Annotated in this window: 19 protein-coding genes and 1 pseudogene; 13 read left to right on the plus strand and 7 right to left on the minus strand. The window is 53.9% G+C overall.

Annotation, left to right across the window (positions count from 1 at the left end):
- Positions 1-18 precede the first annotated feature (18 nt).
- Positions 19-990: a LysR family transcriptional regulator gene (locus ACJY2G_RS21905; protein ID WP_430324170.1), complete on the minus strand. Its 972-nt coding sequence runs from the start codon at positions 988-990 to the stop codon at positions 19-21.
- Between the two features lie 111 nt (positions 991-1,101).
- On the opposite strand from ACJY2G_RS21905, the gene ACJY2G_RS21910 reads away from it, so the two are divergent.
- On the plus strand, positions 1,102-1,974 hold the full coding sequence (locus tag ACJY2G_RS21910; protein ID WP_112289547.1) for a fumarylacetoacetate hydrolase family protein: 873 nt from the start codon (positions 1,102-1,104) through the stop codon (positions 1,972-1,974).
- 6 nt (positions 1,975-1,980) lie between these two features.
- Here the strand turns inward: ACJY2G_RS21910 and ACJY2G_RS21915 are convergent, their stop codons facing one another.
- Positions 1,981-3,381 carry a PTS transporter subunit EIIC gene (locus ACJY2G_RS21915; RefSeq protein ID WP_430319648.1) on the minus strand — a complete coding sequence of 467 codons (1,401 nt, stop codon included), beginning with the start codon at positions 3,379-3,381 and terminating at the stop codon, positions 1,981-1,983.
- Between the two features lie 325 nt (positions 3,382-3,706).
- Between ACJY2G_RS21915 and ACJY2G_RS21920 the strand changes: the two genes are divergently transcribed.
- Positions 3,707-4,906 (plus strand): enolase C-terminal domain-like protein, encoded by a 1,200-nt coding sequence (locus ACJY2G_RS21920; protein ID WP_430319423.1) that lies wholly within the window; start codon positions 3,707-3,709, stop codon positions 4,904-4,906.
- A gap of 5 nt (positions 4,907-4,911) precedes the next feature.
- Here ACJY2G_RS21920 and ACJY2G_RS21925 read toward each other — a convergent pair whose 3' ends face one another.
- Positions 4,912-5,622, minus strand: coding sequence for a GntR family transcriptional regulator (locus tag ACJY2G_RS21925; protein WP_112289552.1), 711 nt, complete (start codon positions 5,620-5,622; stop codon positions 4,912-4,914).
- Positions 5,623-5,809: 187 nt separating this feature from the next.
- Between ACJY2G_RS21925 and ACJY2G_RS21930 the strand changes: the two genes are divergently transcribed.
- The 3 genes and pseudogenes from ACJY2G_RS21930 to ACJY2G_RS21940 form a co-directional block, all read left to right on the plus strand.
- Positions 5,810-6,106: a helix-turn-helix domain-containing protein gene (locus ACJY2G_RS21930; RefSeq protein ID WP_112289735.1), complete on the plus strand. Its 297-nt coding sequence runs from the start codon at positions 5,810-5,812 to the stop codon at positions 6,104-6,106.
- Positions 6,107-6,143: 37 nt separating this feature from the next.
- Positions 6,144-6,311: a hypothetical protein gene (locus ACJY2G_RS21935; RefSeq protein WP_430324174.1), complete on the plus strand. Its 168-nt coding sequence runs from the start codon at positions 6,144-6,146 to the stop codon at positions 6,309-6,311.
- Positions 6,281-6,646: pseudogene (locus tag ACJY2G_RS21940) on the plus strand (type II toxin-antitoxin system HipA family toxin); the annotation flags it as partial. The gene ACJY2G_RS21935 and the pseudogene ACJY2G_RS21940, both read left to right, overlap by 31 nt.
- A 70-nt stretch (positions 6,647-6,716) precedes the next feature.
- Here ACJY2G_RS21940 and ACJY2G_RS21945 read toward each other — a convergent pair.
- Together ACJY2G_RS21945 and ACJY2G_RS21950 are read right to left on the minus strand one after the other, a co-directional pair.
- Positions 6,717-9,206 carry a membrane-bound PQQ-dependent dehydrogenase, glucose/quinate/shikimate family gene (locus ACJY2G_RS21945; protein WP_439292144.1) on the minus strand — a complete coding sequence of 830 codons (2,490 nt, stop codon included), beginning with the start codon at positions 9,204-9,206 and terminating at the stop codon, positions 6,717-6,719.
- A 379-nt stretch (positions 9,207-9,585) separates the two neighbouring features.
- Positions 9,586-10,473: a LysR family transcriptional regulator gene (locus tag ACJY2G_RS21950; RefSeq protein WP_439292145.1), complete on the minus strand. Its 888-nt coding sequence runs from the start codon at positions 10,471-10,473 to the stop codon at positions 9,586-9,588.
- A gap of 141 nt (positions 10,474-10,614) precedes the next feature.
- On the opposite strand from ACJY2G_RS21950, the gene ACJY2G_RS21955 reads away from it, so the two are divergent.
- The 7 genes from ACJY2G_RS21955 to ACJY2G_RS21985 all read left to right on the plus strand — a co-directional run bounded on the left by ACJY2G_RS21955 (position 10,615) and on the right by ACJY2G_RS21985 (position 18,759).
- Positions 10,615-12,180 carry an ABC transporter substrate-binding protein gene (locus ACJY2G_RS21955; protein WP_439292147.1) on the plus strand — a complete coding sequence of 522 codons (1,566 nt, stop codon included), beginning with the start codon at positions 10,615-10,617 and terminating at the stop codon, positions 12,178-12,180.
- A gap of 90 nt (positions 12,181-12,270) precedes the next feature.
- Positions 12,271-13,155: a dihydrodipicolinate synthase family protein gene (locus ACJY2G_RS21960; protein WP_120163326.1), complete on the plus strand. Its 885-nt coding sequence runs from the start codon at positions 12,271-12,273 to the stop codon at positions 13,153-13,155.
- Positions 13,152-14,102 (plus strand): nucleoside hydrolase, encoded by a 951-nt coding sequence (locus tag ACJY2G_RS21965; protein WP_430319419.1) that lies wholly within the window; start codon positions 13,152-13,154, stop codon positions 14,100-14,102. Before ACJY2G_RS21960 ends, ACJY2G_RS21965 begins: the two co-directional genes overlap by 4 nt.
- A 4-nt stretch (positions 14,103-14,106) precedes the next feature.
- On the plus strand, positions 14,107-15,069 hold the full coding sequence (locus tag ACJY2G_RS21970) for a nucleoside hydrolase (RefSeq protein WP_430319418.1): 963 nt from the start codon (positions 14,107-14,109) through the stop codon (positions 15,067-15,069).
- A complete protein-coding gene (locus ACJY2G_RS21975; protein WP_430319417.1) occupies positions 15,066-16,040 on the plus strand; it encodes an ABC transporter permease in 975 nt (324 codons plus the stop codon). Before ACJY2G_RS21970 ends, ACJY2G_RS21975 begins: the two co-directional genes overlap by 4 nt.
- Positions 16,040-16,957: an ABC transporter permease gene (locus tag ACJY2G_RS21980; protein ID WP_430319416.1), complete on the plus strand. Its 918-nt coding sequence runs from the start codon at positions 16,040-16,042 to the stop codon at positions 16,955-16,957. Before ACJY2G_RS21975 ends, ACJY2G_RS21980 begins: the two co-directional genes overlap by 1 nt.
- A gap of 2 nt (positions 16,958-16,959) precedes the next feature.
- Positions 16,960-18,759, plus strand: coding sequence for a dipeptide ABC transporter ATP-binding protein (locus ACJY2G_RS21985; protein ID WP_430319415.1), 1,800 nt, complete (start codon positions 16,960-16,962; stop codon positions 18,757-18,759).
- Here ACJY2G_RS21985 and ACJY2G_RS21990 read toward each other — a convergent pair.
- Both ACJY2G_RS21990 and ACJY2G_RS21995 read right to left on the minus strand, forming a co-directional pair.
- Complete coding sequence (locus ACJY2G_RS21990) at positions 18,754-20,037, minus strand: HdeD family acid-resistance protein (RefSeq protein WP_430319414.1); 1,284 nt, start codon at positions 20,035-20,037, stop codon at positions 18,754-18,756. The two genes, ACJY2G_RS21985 and ACJY2G_RS21990, sit on opposite strands and share 6 nt — an antisense overlap.
- Before the next feature lie 3 nt (positions 20,038-20,040).
- Positions 20,041-21,267, minus strand: a complete 1,227-nt coding sequence (locus ACJY2G_RS21995; RefSeq protein ID WP_430319413.1) for an MASE1 domain-containing protein — start codon at positions 21,265-21,267, stop codon at positions 20,041-20,043.
- Positions 21,268-21,720: 453 nt separating this feature from the next.
- Between ACJY2G_RS21995 and ACJY2G_RS22000 the strand changes: the two genes are divergently transcribed.
- Complete coding sequence (locus ACJY2G_RS22000) at positions 21,721-22,932, plus strand: MFS transporter (RefSeq protein WP_112289569.1); 1,212 nt, start codon at positions 21,721-21,723, stop codon at positions 22,930-22,932.
- The last annotated feature ends 62 nt before the right edge of the window (positions 22,933-22,994 follow it).

Raw genomic sequence — 22,994 nt, forward strand, 5'->3', positions numbered from 1 at the left:
AAACCTGACCGCCGGATTTCAGTCTTCGAGGATCCGGCGGGCTTCCATCTGCATTTTTTGCCCGACGCTTTTGGTCACGTCGATCACTTTTTGCGTCGCCGGTGAAAGAAACGCGCCTTCCAGCCAGGTGATGCCCACCCGACGTTCCATCACTAACTGATCGTTATCGATACGGATCAGCCGCGAAAGAAATTCTTCTTCGACCAGAATGTTTTCGGACAAAAAACTTAGCAAACCGCTTTTTGCGATTAGCCCCGGCACCGATGCCAGCGAGCTGATTTCCACTTTGACGTCTGGTGGCGAGCAATGATTTTCATAGAACATCTTATCCAGCCACTGGCGCATCGAGACGGTTTTCGCCGGTAAAATCCAGCCATAACGGCTGAGTTCGCGCAGACTGGCGGGTTTACCGGCCAGCGGATGGTCGCGTGAGGCCGCGACAATTACCCGGTCAGCGGTGACCGGAAGCTGTACTACCGGACTGTCGTAATTGACCAGCGGACCAATAATTACATCAATGGCATGACGCTCCAGCAACGTAAAAAGTACGTCGTTCATGCCGATCTGGATTTCCAGTTTCATATTCGGCACCTGCGATTGCAGCATTTTGCAGATTTCAGGGAGCAGGAATTGCGTTGCGGAACCGGAAACGCCGACGCGCACAATCCCGCCCGCGCCGCTGCTCAGTTCATTCATGATTTCGCCCAGCTCAAGGTAGGAGCTTTGCAGCGCTAAACCACGCTGATAGAGCACCCGTCCTGCTTCGGTCAGTTCCAGCCCGCGACCTGCCCGTTTGAACAGTTTGATGTTCAGTTCTTTCTCTAAACGGGTGATAGATTTCGAAAGCGCAGGCTGAGTTATATTTAAATTTTGTGACGCAAGTCTCAAATTCATTATCTCTGCGGCTGTCACAAAATACTCTAAGTCTCTGTTATTTAACATTAATTCCTGAAATTCATCGATTTGATAATAAAATATAGTAGAAGGCATGAGAGGCAGGGTCAATAATCACGCCAACGTTGCGACGGGCAAGCCGTTTTCGCAACACGAACGCCAGCGAATTTACCTGTTTTTAAGTAAAATAAGAATCTAAGTGCATCTATGAAAATTGTTAATTTCACCATCAGTAAAGACCACACCAAAAGCTTCGGCATCTATAAAGAAGAGGGGATTGTCGATGTCGGCAGTCACTCAGGATGCCGCGATATTAACGAATTCATGGCACGCCATTCACTTTCCGGGCTGCAACGCTACGCTGATCTGCCTGCGGATCTTCAACTGAATGACATCAGTTTCCTGCCGGTTATCGACCGTCCGGGAAAAATCTTCGGCGTGGGCATGAACTACGCGGAAAAGCGTAAAGAATTTAATGAAACCAGCGACGCGCCAACCCTGTTTGTCCGTTTTGCAGATTCTCAGGTCGGCCATAACGGCACGATAATCAAACCGGCTTCTTCTGAGCAGTTTGATTATGAAGGTGAACTGGCGATTATTATCGGCCGCACCGGTCGCAATATTTCAGCAGAAAACGCACTCGATTTTGTCGCCGGTTACAGCTGTTATATGGATGGCTCAGTACGAGACTGGCAGCATAAATGGTATACCGCCGGGAAAAACTGGCCGTCGACGGGGGCGTTTGGCCCGTGGATGGTGACGCCGGATGAAGTGGGCGACCCGCAAAACCTGAGTATCAAAACCTGGCTTAACGACCGGCTGGTGCAGGACGATACGACCGCCAGCATGATCCACACTATTCCGCAGATGATTGCCTATATCAGCACATTTACTCAGCTTTCTCCGGGCGATGTGATCATGACCGGTTCACCGGGCGGCGTCGGTAAAACCCGCGTACCGCCGTTGTTCCTGCATGAGAATGACAAGATTGAAGTGGAAATCGAAAATATCGGACGTCTGACCAATCTTATTCAGAACGCACCGCTGTCTGAGATGTCGCATTCAAAGACAGCGGCCTGATAAACCTCAGCGCGTCTGATTAACCAAAGGCACCGATTGTTCGGTGCCTTTGGTTTTGACGACCATCAGATACGTCAGCGTAAATGACAGCCCCAGTGACAGCACCACGCCCATCAGAATGTAGATAAAATACGGACCGATGTAGGCGGGCAGGCTGAAAATACTCGACAGAATATAGCCGTACAACCGCACCCCGAAGAATGCGATAAATGCAGACGCCACAGAACTGCTGATGGTGGTGGCGATAAACGCTTTTTTGTAGCGCGTCAGCACGCCAAACAGCGCAGGTTCGGTGATCCCCAGCAAGCCGGAAATTGCCGCAGACAGCACCACGGATTTTTGCTCGCGGGTTTTGACGTGGAAGTAAATCGCAAACGTCGATCCGGCAATTGCCATGTTGGCCATAAACATCATCGGCATGAGCATGTCCCAGCCCTGATCGGTAAAGTTCTGCAACGCAATCGGCGTCATCGCATGATGCATACCGGTGAGGATCGCCACCGGGCGGATCGCACCGACAATAAATCCGGCAAATACTGCAGACACGTCAAACAATCCCTGAATGCCAAACGCCAGCAACTTACCGAGATAAATCCCCGCCGGACCGATCAGCGTCAGTGATACCAGCGCCGCAATGAACAGTGTCAGCGTGGGTGTAAACACGGTTTTCAGCACGTCCGGCATGATTCTGTCCACCCAGCGGTGGATGTAACTCAGCGCCAGCACAGAGAAAATCACCGGGATCACGCTCGCCGAATAGTTGAAAACGGATACCGGCAGCACATCCATAAAATACAATGCGGTAGGTGCGCCAGCAGTATGGCTGGCGAGCGCTTTCGCGGCGTCCATCAGCGTCGGATACATCAGACAGGCGGCCACGGCAGCGGCCAGGTATTCATTGGTTTTGAAGATCTTCGCCGCAGAAACCGCGAGGAAAAACGGCAGGAAGTAAAACACGCCGCTGGCGATCAAATCGATGATCATCACCGTTTCGCTTTTGGCTGAAATCACCTTCAGGGCGATCAGTCCGGCCAGCAACCCTTTGATCATCCCCGCGCCCGCGATGGCCGGAACGATCGGGCCGAACACACCGGAGACGGTATCCATGAACATCGAGATCAGACTTTTACGTCCTTTTGTGGAAACATTTCCTGTTGCAGCGGTGGAGTTTGTAGTGACCGGCTCCAGTTGTGACACGATGGCTTCGTACCAGATATTCACCTTCGGCCCGATAATGATCTGCACCTGATCACTCTGGCTTTGTGCGCCCAGTACGCCGGGCAGATTTTTAATTTCTTCCCATGCCACTTTATTTTCGTCACGTAAATCAAAACGCAGACGGGTCATACAATGCCAGACTTTATTAATATTTCCCGCACCGCCGACCAGTTTAATGACTGACTGCATTATTTCTGTATTCACCCTGAACCCCGCGACGAAAAAATGAATTATTCTTTATTTGATTGAAGGGGAGTGTAATGAGGGTGGTTTTCAAAAACAAACCAATAAAACAGGATCTTCATCACAAAACTTCACTGAATGGCGCTTATTTTGCACATCAATGCCAAATTGGTCTGTTTTTTATCGAAAATACGCCGTGCTTTCAAACCAAAATAAAAGCCTGAATTTTAGGTTTACAAGCAGGATAAAAATACGTTGAAATAACGCCAATACGAATATTCCCGCCGCCTTTTTTATGAAAAGGAATAACGGTTTTTATTAAGGATTTATCATGCAGCCTGTGCTGATTACCAATATCGAATGCCAGATAACACGTCCCGATCGTCATAATTTAGTGGTGGTCAGAATTGAAACAGATCGTGGAGTCTTCGGTCTGGGCTGCGCGACATTCCAGCAGCGCCCGCTGGCGGTGAAACTGATGGTGGATGAATATCTCAAACCGCTGCTGATGGGACGCGATGCGAATCATATAGAAGATTTATGGCAGATGATGATGGTGAACGCTTACTGGCGTAACGGGCCGGTGATCAATAATGCTATCGCGGGTATTGATATGGCGTTGTGGGATATCAAAGGCAAACTGGCGAATATGCCGCTGTATCATTTGTTTGGCGGGAAATCGAAAGATGCAGTGACGGCGTACAGCCACGCCGCGGGTGAAACGCTGGAAGCATTGTACGGCGAAGTCGATCGTCTGCTAGCCGAAGGTTACCGCCACATCCGCTGTCAGCTGGGTTTTTACGGCGGCAATGCGCGTGATTTTCACAGCACCCGTGAACCGACGGCGGGTGCGTATTATGATCAGGATCAGTACATCGATACCACGCTGGCGATGTTCAAAGCGCTGCGTGAAAAATACGGCAATCAGTTCCACATTCTGCACGATGTTCATGAACGGCTGTTCCCGCAGCAGGCGGTGCAGTTCGCCAAAGCCGTTGAACAATACCGGCCTTACTTTATTGAAGACATTCTGCCGCCCGATCAGAACGAATGGCTGGCGCAGATCCGCAGTCAGACCGCCGTTCCGCTGGCAACCGGCGAATTATTTAATAATCCTGCAGAATGGAAAGATCTGATTATCAACCGCCGGATCGACTTCATCCGCTGCCACGTTTCGCAAATCGGCGGCATCACGCCAGCCTTAAAACTGGCGCATTTTTGCCAGAGTTTTGGCGTGCGTCTGGCCTGGCATTGTCCGCCGGACATGACCCCGATTGGCGCTGCGGTAAATACGCATCTGAATATTCATCTGCATAATGCGGCAATCCAGGAATTTGTCGCGTATCCGGCTAACACGCAGCAGGTCTTTCCAGGCGCACGGGCACCGGAGAACGGTTATTTCTATCCGGGAGAAGAAGCGGGGATTGGCGTGGGCTTTAACCAACAGGCTGCGGCAGAATTTCCGGTGGTCTATCGTCCGCATGAATGGACGCAAAGCCGTCTGCCGGATGGCGTGATCCACACGCCTTAACGCGCTTACGTCTGGCGAAAAGCCAGATTGTCCTGATTAAACGGGATGACGTAGGTGCAGGAATAATCGATATCGACAATATCGCTGAACGCATAAACCTTGCCGCCCTGCAAAATACCTCTGTTGGTGATATGCATGGCAGCAATGCCTTTTTTACAGCCAAGTATTTGCGCCTGCTCTTTATTAATCGTGACGGCCTGGTAACGGGTCAGGGAATGCGAAATCGCGTAGCCCTTACTCAAAACATATTGCTGAATGGAATGCTCAATGGTTTTCTGATTCAAATCGGCAAACACTTCCGCGGGCATACGGGAATATTCAATCTGCACATTGCGCAGATTAATCCGCCGCAAGCGGGTGAACGCCCAGATAAAGTCGTCGGTGCTTAAACCGAATACCTGTTGTTCCTCTTTATCTGGCCGGCGCTTGTGCAATTCGAGCATTTTGAAACTGATTTCAGCGAATTTTTTCTCGGTCACAGAGTTGTAAATCAGCGGATTGCTGCTGACGCCCGCATTGATGTAAATGCCCGAACCCTGCACGATATGCACAGCTCCGATACTGACCAGCTTTTCCAGTGCCTTACGCACGGTAAAGCGCGAAACCCCGTATTCTTCCGCCAGCTGGCGCTCCGGAGGTAACTTCTCCGGCACCGAACCGCTGTTCTGATAAATCTTGCTCAGTAAATCCTGAGCGATAAATTCGCTTTTTTTCATGGGGTTTCATCCGTGCGTGGAACAGGCATTTGAGCATGAGGAGGCGGTAGTGGGCAAATTACAGCGTATAAACTGTATTTATATTTTACAGCTTTCAGGCTGTATTTTGATTTTACAGCCTTTAGGGTGTAATGTGCTGAATACAGCCTATAATCTGTATAAGAACCCCGATACCAGAGCCAAAATAATGAATACAGTCTATCCGTTAAAAACACTTAACCAGCTTCGTCCGTTACTGGTGGGGTTCCGTAAGGAAAAAGGTCTGACGCAAAAGGATGTGTCAGAAAAACTGGGAGTGACTCAGCAGACGTATGCCCGGCTTGAGGCAAACCCTGCTACTGCCAGCCTTGACCGGCTGTTTCGGGTATTTAATGTATTAGGTATTGAGATGGTGTTTTCCTCACAATCCGATCCTGAAAAATCCTCTATGGAGGAAATTAAGCCGGATTATTTAAGTACGCCCGCCAGAAAGGAACAATGGTGATGATATGCGTCGTGCGCAGCAGCGTTTAGCGATATGGATGAACGGTATTCCTGTGGGGTACTGGGATAAGCAAAAAGGCGAGGATCGTTTACAGTATTCGCTGGAATGGACAGAAGACCCACAAGGGCGACCTTTGTCGCTTTCCCTGCCGTTTACGCCGGGTAATCAGGTGCATCGCACCTCTCTCAAAATCGTTATCACATGACGCCGCTGTACGATATTTTGTCAGCCTGGCCGGTGATTGGCCGGGGAAACAATAAGATCGCATGGCAGAAATGTAAGCTGGCTATGGCCGTCCGTGGCAGCAGTAATTATTACCTGATCAGCAAGATCCAGCGCAGACACTGGATTAAGCAGGGTGAGCAGAGCGGATTGGGGAAACGACAAATAGAAACCATGATTGATGAAATCATCGAACTCACCCCGGCCGTTATTGAAAATGTCGCGAGGCAATTGCCCGAATCGTTTCCGGCTGAACTGGCAGACGCCATCTTTACAGGAATGCAACAGCAGCGGGTCAGGCTGAAAGCACAGGCTTAACCTGTAAGTCTTCCCCAACAAAAAAGCCCGCCGGTCTTCACCAGCGGGCTTTGTCATTGACTGCTAAATCTTACTTTTCGTCAGGCAGTGCGTAGGCGATCACGTAGTCGCCGCGTTCTGCGGACTGACGTGCGCCACCGGCGCTGATGATGATGTATTGCTTACCGGTTTTCGGTGAAACGTAGGTCATCGGGCCAGACTGGCTGCCGACCGGCAGACGGGATTTCCAGATCTCTTTACCGTTTGCGGTATCAAACGCGCGCAGATAGAAATCCTGCGTACCCGCGAAGAACAGCAGGCCGGATTGCGTTGACAGGCTCGCACCCAGCGTTGGCATACCGACTTCCATTGGCATGCGCATTTTGATGCCCAGCGGACCGGTGTCTTTCACCGTACCGACAGGAACCTGCCAGACGATTTTACCGGTTTTCAGGTTAACCGCAGACATAGTGCCGAACGGTGGTTTCTGGCAAGGAATGCCCAGCGGTGACAGGAAACGCTCGCGGACTGCGCCGTAAGGCGTACCGTCCATCGGCACCATCCCCATCTCGATGCCGCTCGCGCCGGTCGGAACCTGTGCACGCGGAACCATGTAGTTCGCCAGACCCAAACGCATATCATTCACGAACATGATGGCGTTGTTCGGGTCAACCGAGACGCTGCCCCAGTTCATGCCGCCCAGAGAACCCGGGAATTGCAGGGAACGATCCAGACCCGGAGGCGTGTAAACGCCTTCGTGACGCATGCCTTTAAACTCGATGCGGCACAGCAACTGATCCATCGGCGTTGCGCCCCACATATCAGATTCTTTCAGCGTCTGGTTGCCGATGTTTGGCATGCCGACAGAGAAAGGCTGCGTTTTGGAGTAGCGTTCGCCAGGGACGTTACCCTGCGGCACTTCGCGGTTTTCCACTTTCGCGACCGGCTGGCCGGTTTCGCGGTTCAGCATGAAGATCATGCCTTGTTTGGAGGTCTGCACCAGAACCGGCGTGCTGCCACCTTTACCGTCCGGCAGGTCATACAGCAGCGGCTGAGACGGCAGGTCGAAGTCCCACAGGTCGTGATGCGTGGTCTGGAACGTCCAGCGGACTTTACCGGTTGCCACGTCGACTGCAACGACTGAAGAACTGTATTTGTCATCCAGCTCAGTACGCGTGCCGCCGAAGAAGTCTGGCGTCGCGTTACCGGTAGGCATGTAAATCAGACCCAGTTTCGGATCGTAGGACATGGCAGACCAGACATTCGGGGTACCACGGGTGTAAGTCTGACCTTCCGGTGGCAGTTTGGTGATGTTCGGATTACCCGGATCCCATGCCCATACCAGTGCGCCGGTGTGCACGTCGAATGCACGGACCACGCCCGGAGGTTCGCCGGTAGAGAAGTTATCCGCTACGCGACCACCGACAACCACTACGTTACCCGCGACCAGCGGGGTAGAGGTTTGCTGATAGTAGCCAGGTTTCACTTCACCCATGCCGACTTTCAGGTCAACCACGCCGTTGTCACCAAAATCAGCACAAGGCTTGCCGGTGTCAGCGTTGATGGCGATCAGACGCGCATCGATGGTTGGCAGGAACAGACGACGTTCGCAGGTAGCGCTGACGGTGCCGCCGGTGGCAGCAGGCGTTTGCGGTGCGTTAGTGGCAGGCGTGGCCGCTTCTGAAGCGGCATTTGGCGTGGCCGGTTCAGCCGCAGGAGTTGCAGCGGGCTGTGCCGCCGGAGCCTGTAGCGCTGCGCCGTTTACGCTGCTGTTCTCGTAATAGCCCAGACCACGGCAACGCTGCCAGTTAGGCGCGGTAGAATTGGAGTCGTAAGACCACAGCTTTTTACCGTCATCCACATTCAGGGCGATCACTTTGCTGTAAGCGGTACAGACAAACAGCTTGTCGCCGATTTGCAGCGGAGTGTTCTGGTCTTCAGCGCCAGAACCGTTGCTCTGCGGGATATCACCGGTATGGGCAATCCACGCAACCTGAAGTTTATCCACGTTGGTTTTGTTGATCTGATCCAATGCAGCAAAACGGTCGCCAGCGGTAGTGTTACCCCAGTTTTCCCAGTTCTTCTGCTCTGCACCTTTATCTACTGGTTTCACTGGCACCTGATCATTGTCAGCGCTGATGATTGGCGTCGGCACAAAGGTGTTACCGAAAGCGGCAATCAAGGCAACAGCCAGCACAGCCGCCAGCGAGAAGCTTGGCCCTTTACGCGCCACAAGACCCGCGCGTGCTTTCAGCAGCGGATAAGCCAGTGCGACCAGGAATGCCAGCACGCCGAAAGTGAACAGGCGGGAGAACAGAGGCCAGAACGTGAAGCCCGCATCCCAGACAGCCCAGATAATAGAAAGCACAAAGGCCACGGCATACAGCCATGCACCTGAAGGCTTACCTTTAAAAATCAAAACGGCGGAAACGATGAGCGCCAGACCCATCAGCAGGAAGTAAACACTTCCTCCCAATGTTGCCAGATACGCGCCACCGATACCAAGTGTCAGACCGATGACGACCATCAGCGCACTCAGCAGCCAGAGGAGCCAGGTCCACTTGCTATTTGTTGTTGGCATGATTTATCTCACTGCATAGTTGTAGATAACTGTTGATGAAAAGAGGTAACACTTAATGACCACCCGTAATTAAATGAACCAAATAGAACAATTTCGCGCAAATAGTAATACTTCTCATCGAGGTTGTGAATGTGTAACGAAGAGTTTGAATTTAGGTAAATTATTATAGAGTAGATTATTATTTATGCAGGGAAATTTTATGCGTTGATTTTAAAGAATAAAATAAAGTGTGTTATTCATTATTTTAATTAATACATAAGTGGATATACTTTTTTCATCTAACCGATAGCACCAACTGTCCGCTCATTTTTCGTCATTGAGACTGAAATGTAACATTGTGGACTCATTGGTACGAATTCGGCGAACCTGACGGGGCGTTTTACAAATAGCCTTCGATTAAGGTCCTCATTTCTTTGGTGATGTGTTCCACCAGACGACTTTTCGGGATCTGCGGCGGGAAAACGGCCAGATACGCAATGCTGATATCCGGTGTAAAGGGTTTGAGCACCAGATCACTTTTATGGCTGCGGGCGGTGATGAAATCGACCACGCCGACGCCCAGATTGTTTCCTGCCATCACACAACAGTTATTGAGCGAGGTTTCGATCGGATTGTTGAGATATAAGTCCAGGCGGCTCATCACCTGATCAAGCTGTTCGCGCAGCGGCGTCTTGCGTCCGGGAATAATAGGGCGATAGCGCGTCAGATCCATCGCAGTCACCACGTCTTGTTTCGCCAGCGGATGGCGCGGCGACATCACGGCAACCGCTTTTGCCCGTGCCAGCATTTCCGCTTCCAGACCTTTCACATCCGGCTTGCCGAAAATGAACCCAACGTCGTACTGATTGCTGGTGACAACATCGGTGATATGCGTCGTGCTTTCGATATCCAGAAACAGCGAGATATCGCCAATACTCTCAATCAGCGGCGGGAGAATATGCTCGACGCACAGCGCCGATAACGCTGCCACTGAACCAATGCGCAATACGCTGCCTTTGGAATGACGGATTTCGTCGGCGATATGTGAAATATGTTCAAGTCCGAGGTATAAACGCTCGACTTCGCGGTACAACTTGATCGCATCGTCACGCGGGATCAGCCCGCGACCGTCGCGGTCAAACAGCTTCAGATCCACGGCATATTCAAAGTCGCGGATCAACCGGCTCACCGCAGGCTGGGTAATGTTCATCATATTCGCGGCTGCGGTAATGCTACCTGTCAGGATCACTTTGTGAAAAGCTTCGACCTGACGGGGATTAATTTTCATAATATATCCTCAAGATCCATAACATTTGTTTATGGATGTAACACAAAATACAATTTTCAATTCAGAAGTCCACCCCCTAGACTCCAATTTACGATCTGACACACATTGCCTGAAAATCTAAAATAATTAAGGGTTAAATGCATGAGAAAGTCCGTTCTGGCAGGAGTGCTTTCCTCAGCACTGGCCACGCTTTTCGTTTTTCATACCCTCTCTGCACAGGCTGCTGATCTGAAAATCGGCCTTGCCGCGTCAACTACTTCAATGGATCCGCAATTTTATGTCGGGGGTGCCAACAGCGCCATGGCGCGTAATATTTTTGACGGTCTGGTGAATCAGGACGAAAAACAACACATCACGCCTGCGCTCGCGGTGTCATGGAAAGTGATTAACGACACCACATGGGAATTTGCCCTGCGGCCCGGCGTGAAATTCCACGACGGCAGCGATTTCACCGCCAAAGATGTGATTGCCAGCGTGAAACGCGTGGCGCTGGCGTCGAAAAACAGCCCGAGTGCTTATACGCCGTACGTGAATGACATCGCCGATGTCACCGAAGTGAATCCTTTAACGGTGAGAATTGTCACCAAAGCGCCAACACCTTTATTACTCAATAACTTAAGCCGTGTCGCTATTTTACCGGCACGTCTTGAAACGGTCGGATCGCAAACCCTTAATGAAGGGAAAGACGTCATCGGTACCGGCCCGTTCAAATTTGTTAGCTGGACGCCGGACGATAATGTGGTGCTGGCGCGCAACGACCAGTACTGGGGCGGAAAAGCGCAGTGGGATCACGTCACGCTGCGCGTGTTCAAAAACCCGAGCGCCCGTGTCGCCGCGATGCGTTCCGGTGATGTGGATATGATTGAAAGCGTGCCGACCGCGGACGGACGGGATCTGGGCAAACAAACCAGCCTGCATCTGGAGTCCGTTGCCGGTAACCGCATTTTGTATTTACACCCGGATCAGGATCGTGATGTGTCGCCGTTCGCCAAAGGGCCGGATGGCAGCAATCCGCTTAAAAAACGTGAAGTACGTGAGGCGATGTCGCTGGCGATAAACCGTCAGGCGATTGTAGACCGCATTATGGACGGGCAGGGCGTTCCGGCGTCACAGCTGGTGCCAAAAGGCTATTTCGGTTATACGCCGTCGATTGCCGCGCCGGTCTATGATCCGACGAAAGCCAAACAACTGCTGGCGCAGGCCGGTTATCCGGACGGTTTCACGCTGACGTTCCATGCATCGAACGACCGCTATCCGAATGATTCTAAAATCGCCCAGGCGCTAGGGCAGATGTTCAGCCGCGTCGGCATTAAAACTGACGTTGTGACCATGCCGGGCAGCGTGTATTTCTCGCGTGCGTCCAAACGCGATTTCAGCCTGATCATGGGTGGCGCGGCGATTGAAACCGGTGAAGCCTCCGGCGTGCTGGGGCCGTTGCTCGAAACCTTCGGGCCAAATGGCGGACAGGGCAACCGCGGACGCTACTCAAACCCTGAATTTGATAAAACACTGGCAAAAGCGCGGGAAACCCTCGACGACGGCCAGCGTGAAAAGCTGTTGCAGCAGGCCACAGAGATTGCGATGAAAGACGAAGGCACTATTCCGTTGCTGTTCCTTTCATACACCTGGGCGATGAAAACACCTTACACCTACGTTGGCCGTTCCGACGGCTATACGTTGCCGTACTTTGTGCATGAGAAACAATAAGCGCATAGTGCAGACCGAACCCAGGCGGGGAATACAGCACCAACACCAGGGCTGTACTAAGGTAGTAGTTTAAGAAAAGAGAGAGAAGCTATGACTTCTTTTAGCGGTGTGTATCCCTATCTGGTTTCGCCTGTCACTGATGGCGGCCAGATAGACAAACCAGTGTTAACAGCGCTGGTCGAACATCTGATTAACAGCGGCGTGCACGGTCTGACGCCGCTCGGCAGTACAGGTGAATTCGCTTATCTCAATGCAGATCAACGTACGGAGATAGTGAAAACCGTCGTCGAAGCCGCTCGAGGCCGCGTTCCGGTAATCGCCGGAGTTGCAGCCACCACCATCCAGGACGCTGTCGCGCAAACCGCTCGCTACGCCGCTCTGGGTGTCGACGGTATTCTGGCGATACTTGAAGCGTATTTCCCGGTGCCTGAACAGGGCGTCGAGGATTATTTCCGTGCCATCGCGACTGCCGCAGGAAAACTGCCGGTCGTGCTGTACACCAATCCGCAGTTCCAGCGTTCTGATCTCAGCCTGCCGGTGATCGAGCGACTGAGCCACGTAGAAAACATCAACTATATTAAAGACGCCTCGACCAATACCGGCCGCTTACTGTCGATCATCGAACGCACGCAGGGACGGATGCAGGTATTTGCCGCATCGGCGCATATTCCGGCGTGTGTGATGCTGATTGGCGGCGTGGGCTGGATGGCCGGTCCGGCATGTATTGTGCCAAAGCAAAGTCTGGCACTCTATGAAGCCGCGAAACAAGGCGACTGGAAGAAAGCGATGGAGTTGCAGCGTCCGCTGTGGCGCATCAACGAAATCTTCGCCAAATACTCGATAGCCGGTTGTATCAAAGCCGCACTGCAATTGCAGGGCTTCGCGGTAGGCGATCCGCTGCCGCCGCAGGTGCCGTTAAACGAGGCGGCACGTCAGGAAATCGCTGATGTTTTACGTTCCGTGGGGGCGCTGTGAAAACCATTCCGGTTATCATTGATTGCGATCCGGGCATTGATGATGCCATTGCGCTGCTAAGCGCGTTCGTTGCTCCGCAGCTGACTATTCTCGGCATCTGCACGGTGTGCGGCAATCAGCCGCTGGCGAATACCACCCGCAACGCACTGCAAATCACTGAGCTGGGATACCGGCTGGATATTCCGGTGTTTGCCGGTTGTCATCAGCCGATGCTGCGATCCCCGATCCACGGCCAGTTCCACGGCGAAAACGGCCTTGGCAATACTGCCTTTCCCGCCCCGCAAAAATCCGCAGAATCCCTTCATGCCGTTAACTTTCTGATTAATAGCTGCGAGCAGGCAATTGCCAGCCAGCAACCGCTGACACTGTGCGTACTCGGGCCGCTGACCAATCTGGCGACGGCGCTGCGCATGAAACCTGACATCGCCGCCGGTATCGGTCGCGTCGTATTAATGGGCGGCGCTTACCGCGAAGCCGGTAACCGCACCATGACGTCAGAATTCAATATGCTGGCCGATCCGCATGCTGCGCATATTGTGTTTTCATCAGGTCTTAATATTACCGCGTTGCCGCTCGACGCCACGCATCAGGTGATCCTGACGCCGGAACATGTGGCGAAATTCATTAAAGTCTCAGGACGGATTTCCGCGCAACTGGGTGAGTTAATGGCGTTCTGGGACCGCAACGACGTGCGCCGTTACGGCTCACGCGGCGGGCCATTGCACGATCCGCTGGTGATTGCTTACGTGCTGGCACCGGAACTGTTCGGCACCGAAAAAGCGCGGGTATTTGTCGAACACGACAGCGAACTGTGTATGGGTCAAACCGTCGCCGACTGGTACGGCAAGTCGGGGCTGGTACCTGACGTTGATATCGTCACGCGTGTAGAAACGAACAAAGTTTTCGCACTGTTTTACGAACTGCTTTCACGTTATGCCGGGAAATAAACTTATGAGCCAGCGCATCATTATTGATACTGACCCCGGCGTGGATGATGCCATCGCCATCTGGCTTGCACTGGCGTCGCCCGAGCTTAATGTGCTTGGCGTGACCGTGGTCGCGGGCAATGTGGCGCTGAAAAACAGCGTGCGCAACGCCTGCAAGATTGTCGCGTTGTCCGGCAACACGCAGATACCGGTTTTTGCCGGCGCACCCGGTCCGCTGGTGCGCGACCAGGTTTATGGCAAATATGCGCACATCGGCGCATTTAAAGATGAACTGGTGCCTGACACGGAACTGCAACCGCAGACTGAACACGCGGTGGACTTTCTGGTGCGTACGTTGCGGCAGGCCGCCGAAGATAACGACCCGATCACGGTGTGCGTGATTGGGCCGATGACCAATATTGCGCTGGCGCTGGGGATGCATCCGGACGTCGCGCGCGGCATTAAGCACATCGTCACAATGAGCTGCGCGTTTACCGCGCTCGGGCACCGCGTGCCGTGGGCAGAATTCAATGTGTACGCCGATCCCCACGCCGCCGAAAAAGTGTTTAACAGCGGCGTACCACTGATCATCATGCCTCTGGACATGACCTTCCAGGCGCTGATCAGCAAAGATGATATCGATGCGTTAAAACAGGACGGCGGCTTACCGGGCGAATCTGTTGCTGCTTTACTCAATGCGTTTGACCGCAGTGACCTCAACCGGTTTGGCCGGGAAGGCGGGCCGGTACATGATGCCACCGTCGTCACATGGCTTTTGCAACCCGGTCTGTTTGAAGGCCAGCGTGCCCGCGTGGGCGTAGAAATCTCGGGTAAAACAGCTGGTTATACTTATGCGGATTTCTGGAACAAACTGTCGACGCCGCCTAACGCCACGGTCATGCAAAAAGTGGATGAATACGGCTTTTTCAGCCTGATGCGCCGCGTTTTCTCGCGATACGGCAGCCGTGATGGCGACGCACAGGCATGAGCCGTTATCTGCTGGGGCGATTCGGACAAACATTACTGACGCTGCTGGTGATGTCGCTGCTGGTTTTCGGCGGTGTGTATCTGGTCGGTAATCCGGTGGATTTACTGCTCAGCACCACCGCGACGCCCGCCGAACGCCTGAATGTGATCCAGTCATTTGGCCTCGATAAACCGGTGTGGGAGCAATATGGCCTGTTCGTGATTAATGCGCTGCACGGCGATATGGGCAACTCCTTTATCTACAATCAGCCCGCGCTGCACCTGATTTTTCAGCGCATGCCCGCCACGCTCGAACTGGCGCTGGTAGCCTTTATTCTGGCACTGGTGATTGGCATTCCACTCGGCGTGTATGCCGGTTTGCGCCCTGATGGCTGGTTATCGAAGTCCATCATGACCGTTTCAATCTTAGGCTTCAGCCTGCCGACGTTCTGGATTGGCCTGATGATGATCATGCTGTTCAGCGTGAAACTCGGCGTGCTTCCGGCCTCCGGACGCGGCGCGACGGTGGACGTTTTCGGCGTTCCGCTCAGCCTGTTTACCGCCGATGGCCTCGCGCATCTGATCCTGCCCGCCTTCAATCTGGCGCTGTTCAAAATCTCGCTGATTATCCGCCTGACGCGAGCCGGTGTGCTTGAATGCCTGCAACAGGATTTCATCCGTTTTGCCCGCGCCAAAGGCTTATCTGAAAGCCGCATCGTGCTGGTTCACGTCCTGAAAAATACCCTGATCCCGCTGATTACCGTCATCGGCCTAGAGCTGGGTTCGCTGATTGCTTTCGCCGTGGTTACCGAAACCATTTACGCCTGGCCGGGCATGGGCAAGCTGATCATTGATTCTATCGCCGTGCTGGATCGTCCGGTGATCCTGGCCTATCTGATGATAACGGTGGTGATGTTCAGCCTGATTAACCTGCTGGTTGATGTGCTGTATGTGCTGGTGGATCCGCGTGTCAGGCTGGGGGGTGAGAACTGATGGCGTCTGAATCCGTTCACTCGCGCAGCACCATTCAGGGCAAACCGCATTCGGCGTTTTACAACACTGCGCGTGCGCTGCTGCGCAATAAATTCTCATTGTGCGGTCTGGTCATTTTAGGCATCGCCATTGTGCTCTCCGTGCTGGCACCGTGGATTTCGCCGCAAAATCCGTATGATTTAGCGCAGCTCGATATCATGGATGGCCGTCTGAAACCGGGCACCGCCAGCCTGAGCGGGATGATTTACTGGCTGGGCACCGACGATCAGGGGCGCGATTTACTCAGTGCCATTTTGTACGGCACGCGCACCAGCCTGCTGGTCGGCGTTTCCAGCGCGGTAATTGCGCTGACCCTCGGCGCGGCACTGGGGCTGATCAGCGCCTACGCCGGTGGCAAAACGGACGCGCTGATCATGCGCATTGTCGATATCCAGCTGAGCTTTCCGCCGATCCTGATTGCGCTGATTTTACTGGCGGTGCTCGGGCAGGGTGTCGATAAAATCATTCTGGCGCTGGTGGTCACGCAATGGGCGTATTACGCACGCACCATTCGCGGCTCGGCATTGCTCGAACGTCGCCGAAGTTATGTGGACGCTGCGCGCAGCATGGCGCTTTCCAGTCCGCGCATTCTGTTCCGCCATATTCTGCCCAACTGCCTGCCGCCGCTGATTGTGGTGGCGACCATGCGCATTGCTTACGCCATCATGCTTGAAGCCACGTTGTCGTTTCTCGGCATCGGTCTGCCGGTCACCGAACCGTCGCTCGGCCTGCTGATCGCCAACGGCTTTGATTATCTGATGTCCGGTGATTACTGGATAAGCTTCTTCCCCGGCGTCACGCTTCTGGTGCTGATCGTCGCCATCAACTTAGTCGGTGACGCCCTGCGCGACATCCTCAACCCGCGCAATAAGGATTGATGATGCACAACCCGGTTTTACAGGTCGATAAGCTGAATACCGCGTTTTCCGTGGACGGCGAATGGCTCAATGTGGTGCGGGATCTTTCCTTCTCGATTGGCCCGAAAGAAACGCTGGCGCTGGTGGGTGAATCCGGGTCCGGTAAAAGCGTCACGGCGATGTCCGTCATGCGTTTGCTGGATGAAAAACAGACCCGTTATTCCGGCAGCATCCGGTTTGACGGCCAGGATTTACTCAGCCTGAACCGTGCGCAGATGCAAAGCATTCGCGGTAACCGTATCGGCATGATTTTTCAGGAGCCGATGACCAGCCTGAATCCGGTGCTGAAAATTGGCGTGCAAATTACCGAAGTGTTGAAACGGCATCGCGGCATGGACGATAAAACCGCCCGCGCCGAAGCCGTGCGCCTGCTGGAAAAAGTGCGTATTCCGGCCGCTACCTCGCGGCTGAATGAATATCCGCTGAGCTTTTCCGGCGGCATGCGTCAGCGCGTGGTGATCGCCATCGCGCTGGCCTGTAATCCCCGTTTGCTGATTGCTGACGAACCCACAACGGCGCTGGATGTGACCATTCAGGCGCAAATTCTGGCGCTGATTAAATCGTTGCAGGAGGAAGAGGGCATGTCCGTTCTGTTCATCACGCACGATATGGGCGTGGTGGCGGAAGTGGCGGACCGCACGCTGGTGATGCACCGGGGCGAAGCCGTGGAACAGGCGACCACGCGGGAAATCTTTCATCTGCCCAAACATCCTTACACGCGGGCATTACTTTCTGCGGTGCCGCGACTGGGCGCGATGAAGGGAATAACGTTGCCGAAACGCTTCCCGCTCACCGACATGCAAACCGGCGAACCGCAGCCGGTAGCGGAGTCTGTCGATACGCTGCGCACCGGTCAGCCGGTACTGGAGGTCAAAAATCTGGTGACGCGTTTTGATGTGAAATCCGGCCTGCTGCGCCGGGTTTCTGCCCGGGTGCATGCGGTGGAAGACCTGTCATTCTGCCTGCAACAGGGCGAAACGCTTTCACTGGTCGGCGAATCCGGCTGCGGGAAATCCACCACCGGACGCACGATTTTACGCCTCACCGAAGCCACCTCCGGTGACGTGCTGATTGCCGGACAAGACATCCGCCGGGCGGACAGCGCACGGCTGGCGGAAATCCGTACCCAGGCGCAGATGATTTTTCAGGATCCGTACGAAAGCCTGAACCCGAGAATGCGTATCGGCCAGGCGATTGCCGAACCGATGATAAGCCTCGGGCTGCATGATGCACAAAGCGCGAAGCATCGCGTGGCGCAACTGCTGGAACAGGTAGGATTGCAAAGCAATATGGCAACACGTTTTCCGCATCAGTTTTCCGGCGGACAGCGGCAGCGCATCTGCATTGCCCGTGCGCTGGCGCTGGAACCGAAAATGATCATCGCCGATGAGGCCGTGTCAGCGCTGGATGTGTCGGTCAAAGCGCAGGTGATCAATCTGATGCTCGATCTTCAGCAGGAACTTGGCCTTTCGTATCTGTTTATCTCACACGATATGGCCGTCGTTGAGCGCATCAGCCACCGTGTGGCGGTCATGTATCTGGGCGAAATCGTTGAAATCGGTTCGCGTGCCGATGTCTTCGATAATCCGCAGCACGCGTATACCCGTAAACTGCTGGCCGCCGTGCCGGTGCCTGATCCGGATGTTCACCGTAAACGCACTGTGGTGCCGGAAGAACTCGCCAGCCCGCTGCGTCCGGCCACCTATGAGCCGCCGGCGCGTCATTACCGCGAAGTCAGTGACGGGCATTTTGTGCAGCTATGATTGCGATTTATCCAGCTGTCGCCAGCGCCTGAACCACGAATGCCGGACCGGATGCACCAGCGCGTGCAAGGCCCGTGCGTAATCGAGCATCAGACCCGGCGTCCACGCCATGGTGGTGGCACGTTTTCTTAGCTGGGCGGCAATCCACAACTCAGGCATAAAAAATAACTTCAGGAAATGCAGCCAGCCTCCGCGGCTGGAAATAACGCCCTCAAGCGCGGCTTCAAGGCCGTAAGCCACGCTGCTGGAGCAGTTGCGCCAGGTCAGGTTGTAAATCACCAGCTGGCGATAACTATCCCAGAACTGCTGCAACGCCTGCGCGTTAAAATCACTGAACACAATTTTGCGGTCTGAATCACACCAGCCCGCGGCTTCGCTGACATAACTCTTCTGGAAAAGCCCCGGCACGTTGTTTTCCTGAATGGCTTTCAGAGTATTGAAAAACTCGGCGGGGGAACGCTCAATATCGACCGCCGGATAAAGGCTGATGTATAGATCCGGCGGCATTTCCAGCGCGGCATGGCCGGTAGAAATCACCCCATGCACGTCTACGGCGGCGATATAACGGTTGAATACCGGGCGCGGAACCGGGGAGTTCGCCGCAGAGCCTTCCGGTGTCCAGATATGCACAATCAGCGCACCTTCAGAACGGCTATTCACCGAAACCGGCGGGATGACGGGGATCAGGCCGGGCGGCGCCATCAGGGCGGAAAGCGTGACGCCATCCCGCATTTTAAAGGCGCGGTAGGCCAGCGGAATACACTGGATCCCCCCGAGGATCATGATCATGCCGACAAACTGTGAAATCGTGCCGTGGTGATGGGTGGGATAGGGAAGGAACAAAAACAGGGCGAAAATCAGCTGCGCAACGCCGCTGAAAAACACCTGACGCCAGCGGTCATACCGCACCACCCAGGCCGACGCCATCACAAAAAGACCGGTGATGAAAAACGCGAAACCAAACAAAATCGCCAGCAGCAGATTACTGCTGTCACGACCTGAAAGGATCAGCACGGCGATAAAGCAAAATACGCCGCCCTTAAAATAGAACACTGACTTCTTCGCCCCGGCGGCACCTCCGGCCAGAAAGAGCGTCACCAGACTTTCTGCCAGCAGGATCAGACCGAAGACATGAAAAGGAAAGTAGCGCATTCCTTCCAGACCATCCATAAAAACAGTCACGCCCAGTCCGCCCCATAACACGCCAATAATGGCCAGAACCGGCGCGGATTTACGCACAAAATTGGCACCCATCAACAACAGCGCAAGTTGCAGCATCGTTTACGCCTCCCTGACCGTGCGGGTGAATGCCCGGTTGGGCAATTCTTCTGACCAGGAGCCAATAATCAACACACCTTCCGGTTGCGGCAGGCCGGTCAGTTGCGTTTCCTGAAGCTGTATTTTTATTGCCGGTGAGAGCCGGAGCAGGAAAGAGAACGTGTCTGTTACGCTGCCGCCGTGGCTGATCGTTTCCCAGCGGGCGCGCATTCGTTTTTGATCGTCAGGTGAAAGCAGGGCCAGAAGCTGATCCACATGATGGAGCTTCAGAAGATGTTGCGTAAGCGATGTTGATGAAGTCTGGTCCCAGGTGAGACGGCCGCTGTGCGGGATCAGATAATATGAGGACACCATGCCCGGCACATGCCGCTTAAGCACGTACACAAAATTCAGCAGCAGGGCCGTACCTGAGAGATAGCACTGCGCCAGCAACAGCGGTTCTCCCGTCCGTAAGCCCGGAATAAACAGCGGACCAAGACGGTGCCAGGAGCAATAGATGACAATCACACAAAAGGTGAGAAAGGAGAGCGCACCGGGCCGGTTACCACTGACAACCGGGATGGCAATCATAATCATGACCGGGATGCAGGCCAGGATAAAATGTAGCGCTTCGCTGCGGGCATCACCAAAAGGCTGACTGAAAACCCAGGCAGCGCTGAGACATAACGCTATCCATAATCCGCCGCCAGTCAGACATTTACGCAGAACAAAGGGTTCCGGCTTCCAGAATAAGCCCATGATAATGGTGGTCAGTAAAATGGTGCCGACCACATTCGCTGACCACCAGATCCACAGCGTCTGAACAAAATTGATATTGTGACGAAACAGCACCCATCCCGCACCAGCAGCGGCGGCGAAGGCGCTGATTACCACAGTGGCGCACAGCCAGATCACCACGTTATACAGCATGTCATCCGGGCGCCTGAAGCGCCGCACAAACCAGGCGATGGCGAAATCATTCCCGAGTGAAATCACCGAATGCACCAGCGAAGTCTCAAGCGAGTGCCGCATCGTGACATCCAGAAGCGTACGCACGATTAACAGCCCAACAAACAGAGGCGGCCAGAACCGGCGCGGTGTTAGCAGAAACGCGGCAACGGCGAGGCCGGCAGGAAACCAGACAAACGAAACCCGGCTCACGGGATCATCCAGAAACAGAGAGATGTACCCGAGGGAAAAATAGAGCAGGCACCAAACCAGCAGTTGCAGACAGAATTTAGCAGGAGACACAGTGACCTCGGGGCAGATTCCACGCGTTGAGTTGTAGCTAAAGCGTAGAACAAATGGATCCTGCTGAGAGGATTTTAGAATACTGGGATCCTGTTACGCGAATTAGTTACAACATACTTATATGTGGAGGAATTTTCTGATCGGCGTTATCTGTATGTGCCTTTTTCGTTTTCGCGTCCGCACGCCTCTGCAGCCCGCATCGCAGGCGGGGACTGGCTTATCTGCATGGCGGATAAGAAATACCCTAACAGTCATTATGAAAATGCCTTGACCCTGTGATAGTGATCACGTTTATTACGTTCTAATTACAAAACAACGTACCCGAAATAATTCGAATTGCAGGAAGGCGGCAAGCGAGTGAATCCCGATGAGCTTACTAAAGTAAGTGATTGGGGTGAGCAAGTGCAGCCAACGCATCTGCAATTTGAAGAATGAAGGGGATAAGGATAATAAATGACTGAGTGCTCATCGCTGGACACCCGGCCAGAAACCTCTGCTTTCCGCCGCTGGCTGGCGGTATTCTCACTGGCCTGCGGCACATTCGCGCTGGTTAATACCGAATTTCTGCCGATCGGATTACTTTCGCCGATCGCGCAATCTCTGGGTGTCACTGAAGGTCATGCCGGACTGGCGGTGATGCTGCCCGGTTTAGTGGCGGCAATTTCTGCGCCGCTGATCATGCTGTTTGCCCGCAAAATGGACCGTCGCAACCTGCTGTTGCTGCTTTCCGCGACGGTCATTGTGGCCAACGGTATTGCCGTCATGGCGGACTCATTCAACATTTTGCTGATCGGACGCATTATTCTGGGCGTCGGCGTGGGGGGCTTCTGGTCGTTTGCTATTCCGTCCGGGCGGCGGCTGGTGTCCGAAGAGCAGGGTGCACGGGCTATTTCGCTGATCACCGCAGGCGTGGCAGTCGGGACGGTCGCGGGCGTACCGGCGGGCGCGTTTATCGGCGATCTGTTTGGCTGGCGCATGGCATTTACCCTCAATGCCGTGCTGGCGCTGGTCTTCTTCGTACTGCAATGGCTGGCGCTGCCGTCGTTGCCCGCGCAGCAATCTATTGGCCTGCGCGCGATGCTGGGCGTCACTAAAGTCGCGGGGATCCGTTACGCGCTTATCATCGGCATCTTCATGGCGGGCGGTCATTTTGCGGCCTATACCTACCTCGAACCCTGGCTGCGTTTCAATCTGCATCTTTCCGCCAGTGATATCTCGTTGTTGCTGATGGGCTACGGTGTTGCCGGGCTGGTGGGTACGCTGACGACTGAAATCAGTGTTCGCGAGTTCGGTGTAAAAAGAGCGTTTATGCTCAATATGCTGCTGCTGAGTGTTTCTGTGCTGGTGTTGTCGCTGTTCCAGGTTCCGTTAGCACTGGCCTGTGCGCTGGTGATCCTCTGGGGATTAGCGTTTGGCGCGTTGCCGGTGTGTCTGAATATCTGGACGTATCAGGCGTCGCCTGCGCTTTTCGAAACCGGTTCGGCGCTGCTGGTGTGTGTTTTCCAGACCTCGCTGGCGCTTGGCGCATTGTTTGGCGGGATCCTCGCAGACAATTCGGGCGTGAGCAGCGCCTTCCTGCTTGGCGGTGTGCTGACATTGCTGGCGGGGATCACGATTTTCCTCTCCCGTCCTCAGCCTGTGACATTGCACGGTGCTTCAGAATGATCGGATAACGATCAGGAAATCTTTCCACATTTGAAATTTCTGCCTTGCCAAGGCCCGCATAT

Source organism: Rahnella sp. ATs2 (assembly GCF_051851855.1).
GTDB lineage: Bacteria > Pseudomonadota > Gammaproteobacteria > Enterobacterales > Enterobacteriaceae > Rahnella > Rahnella variigena.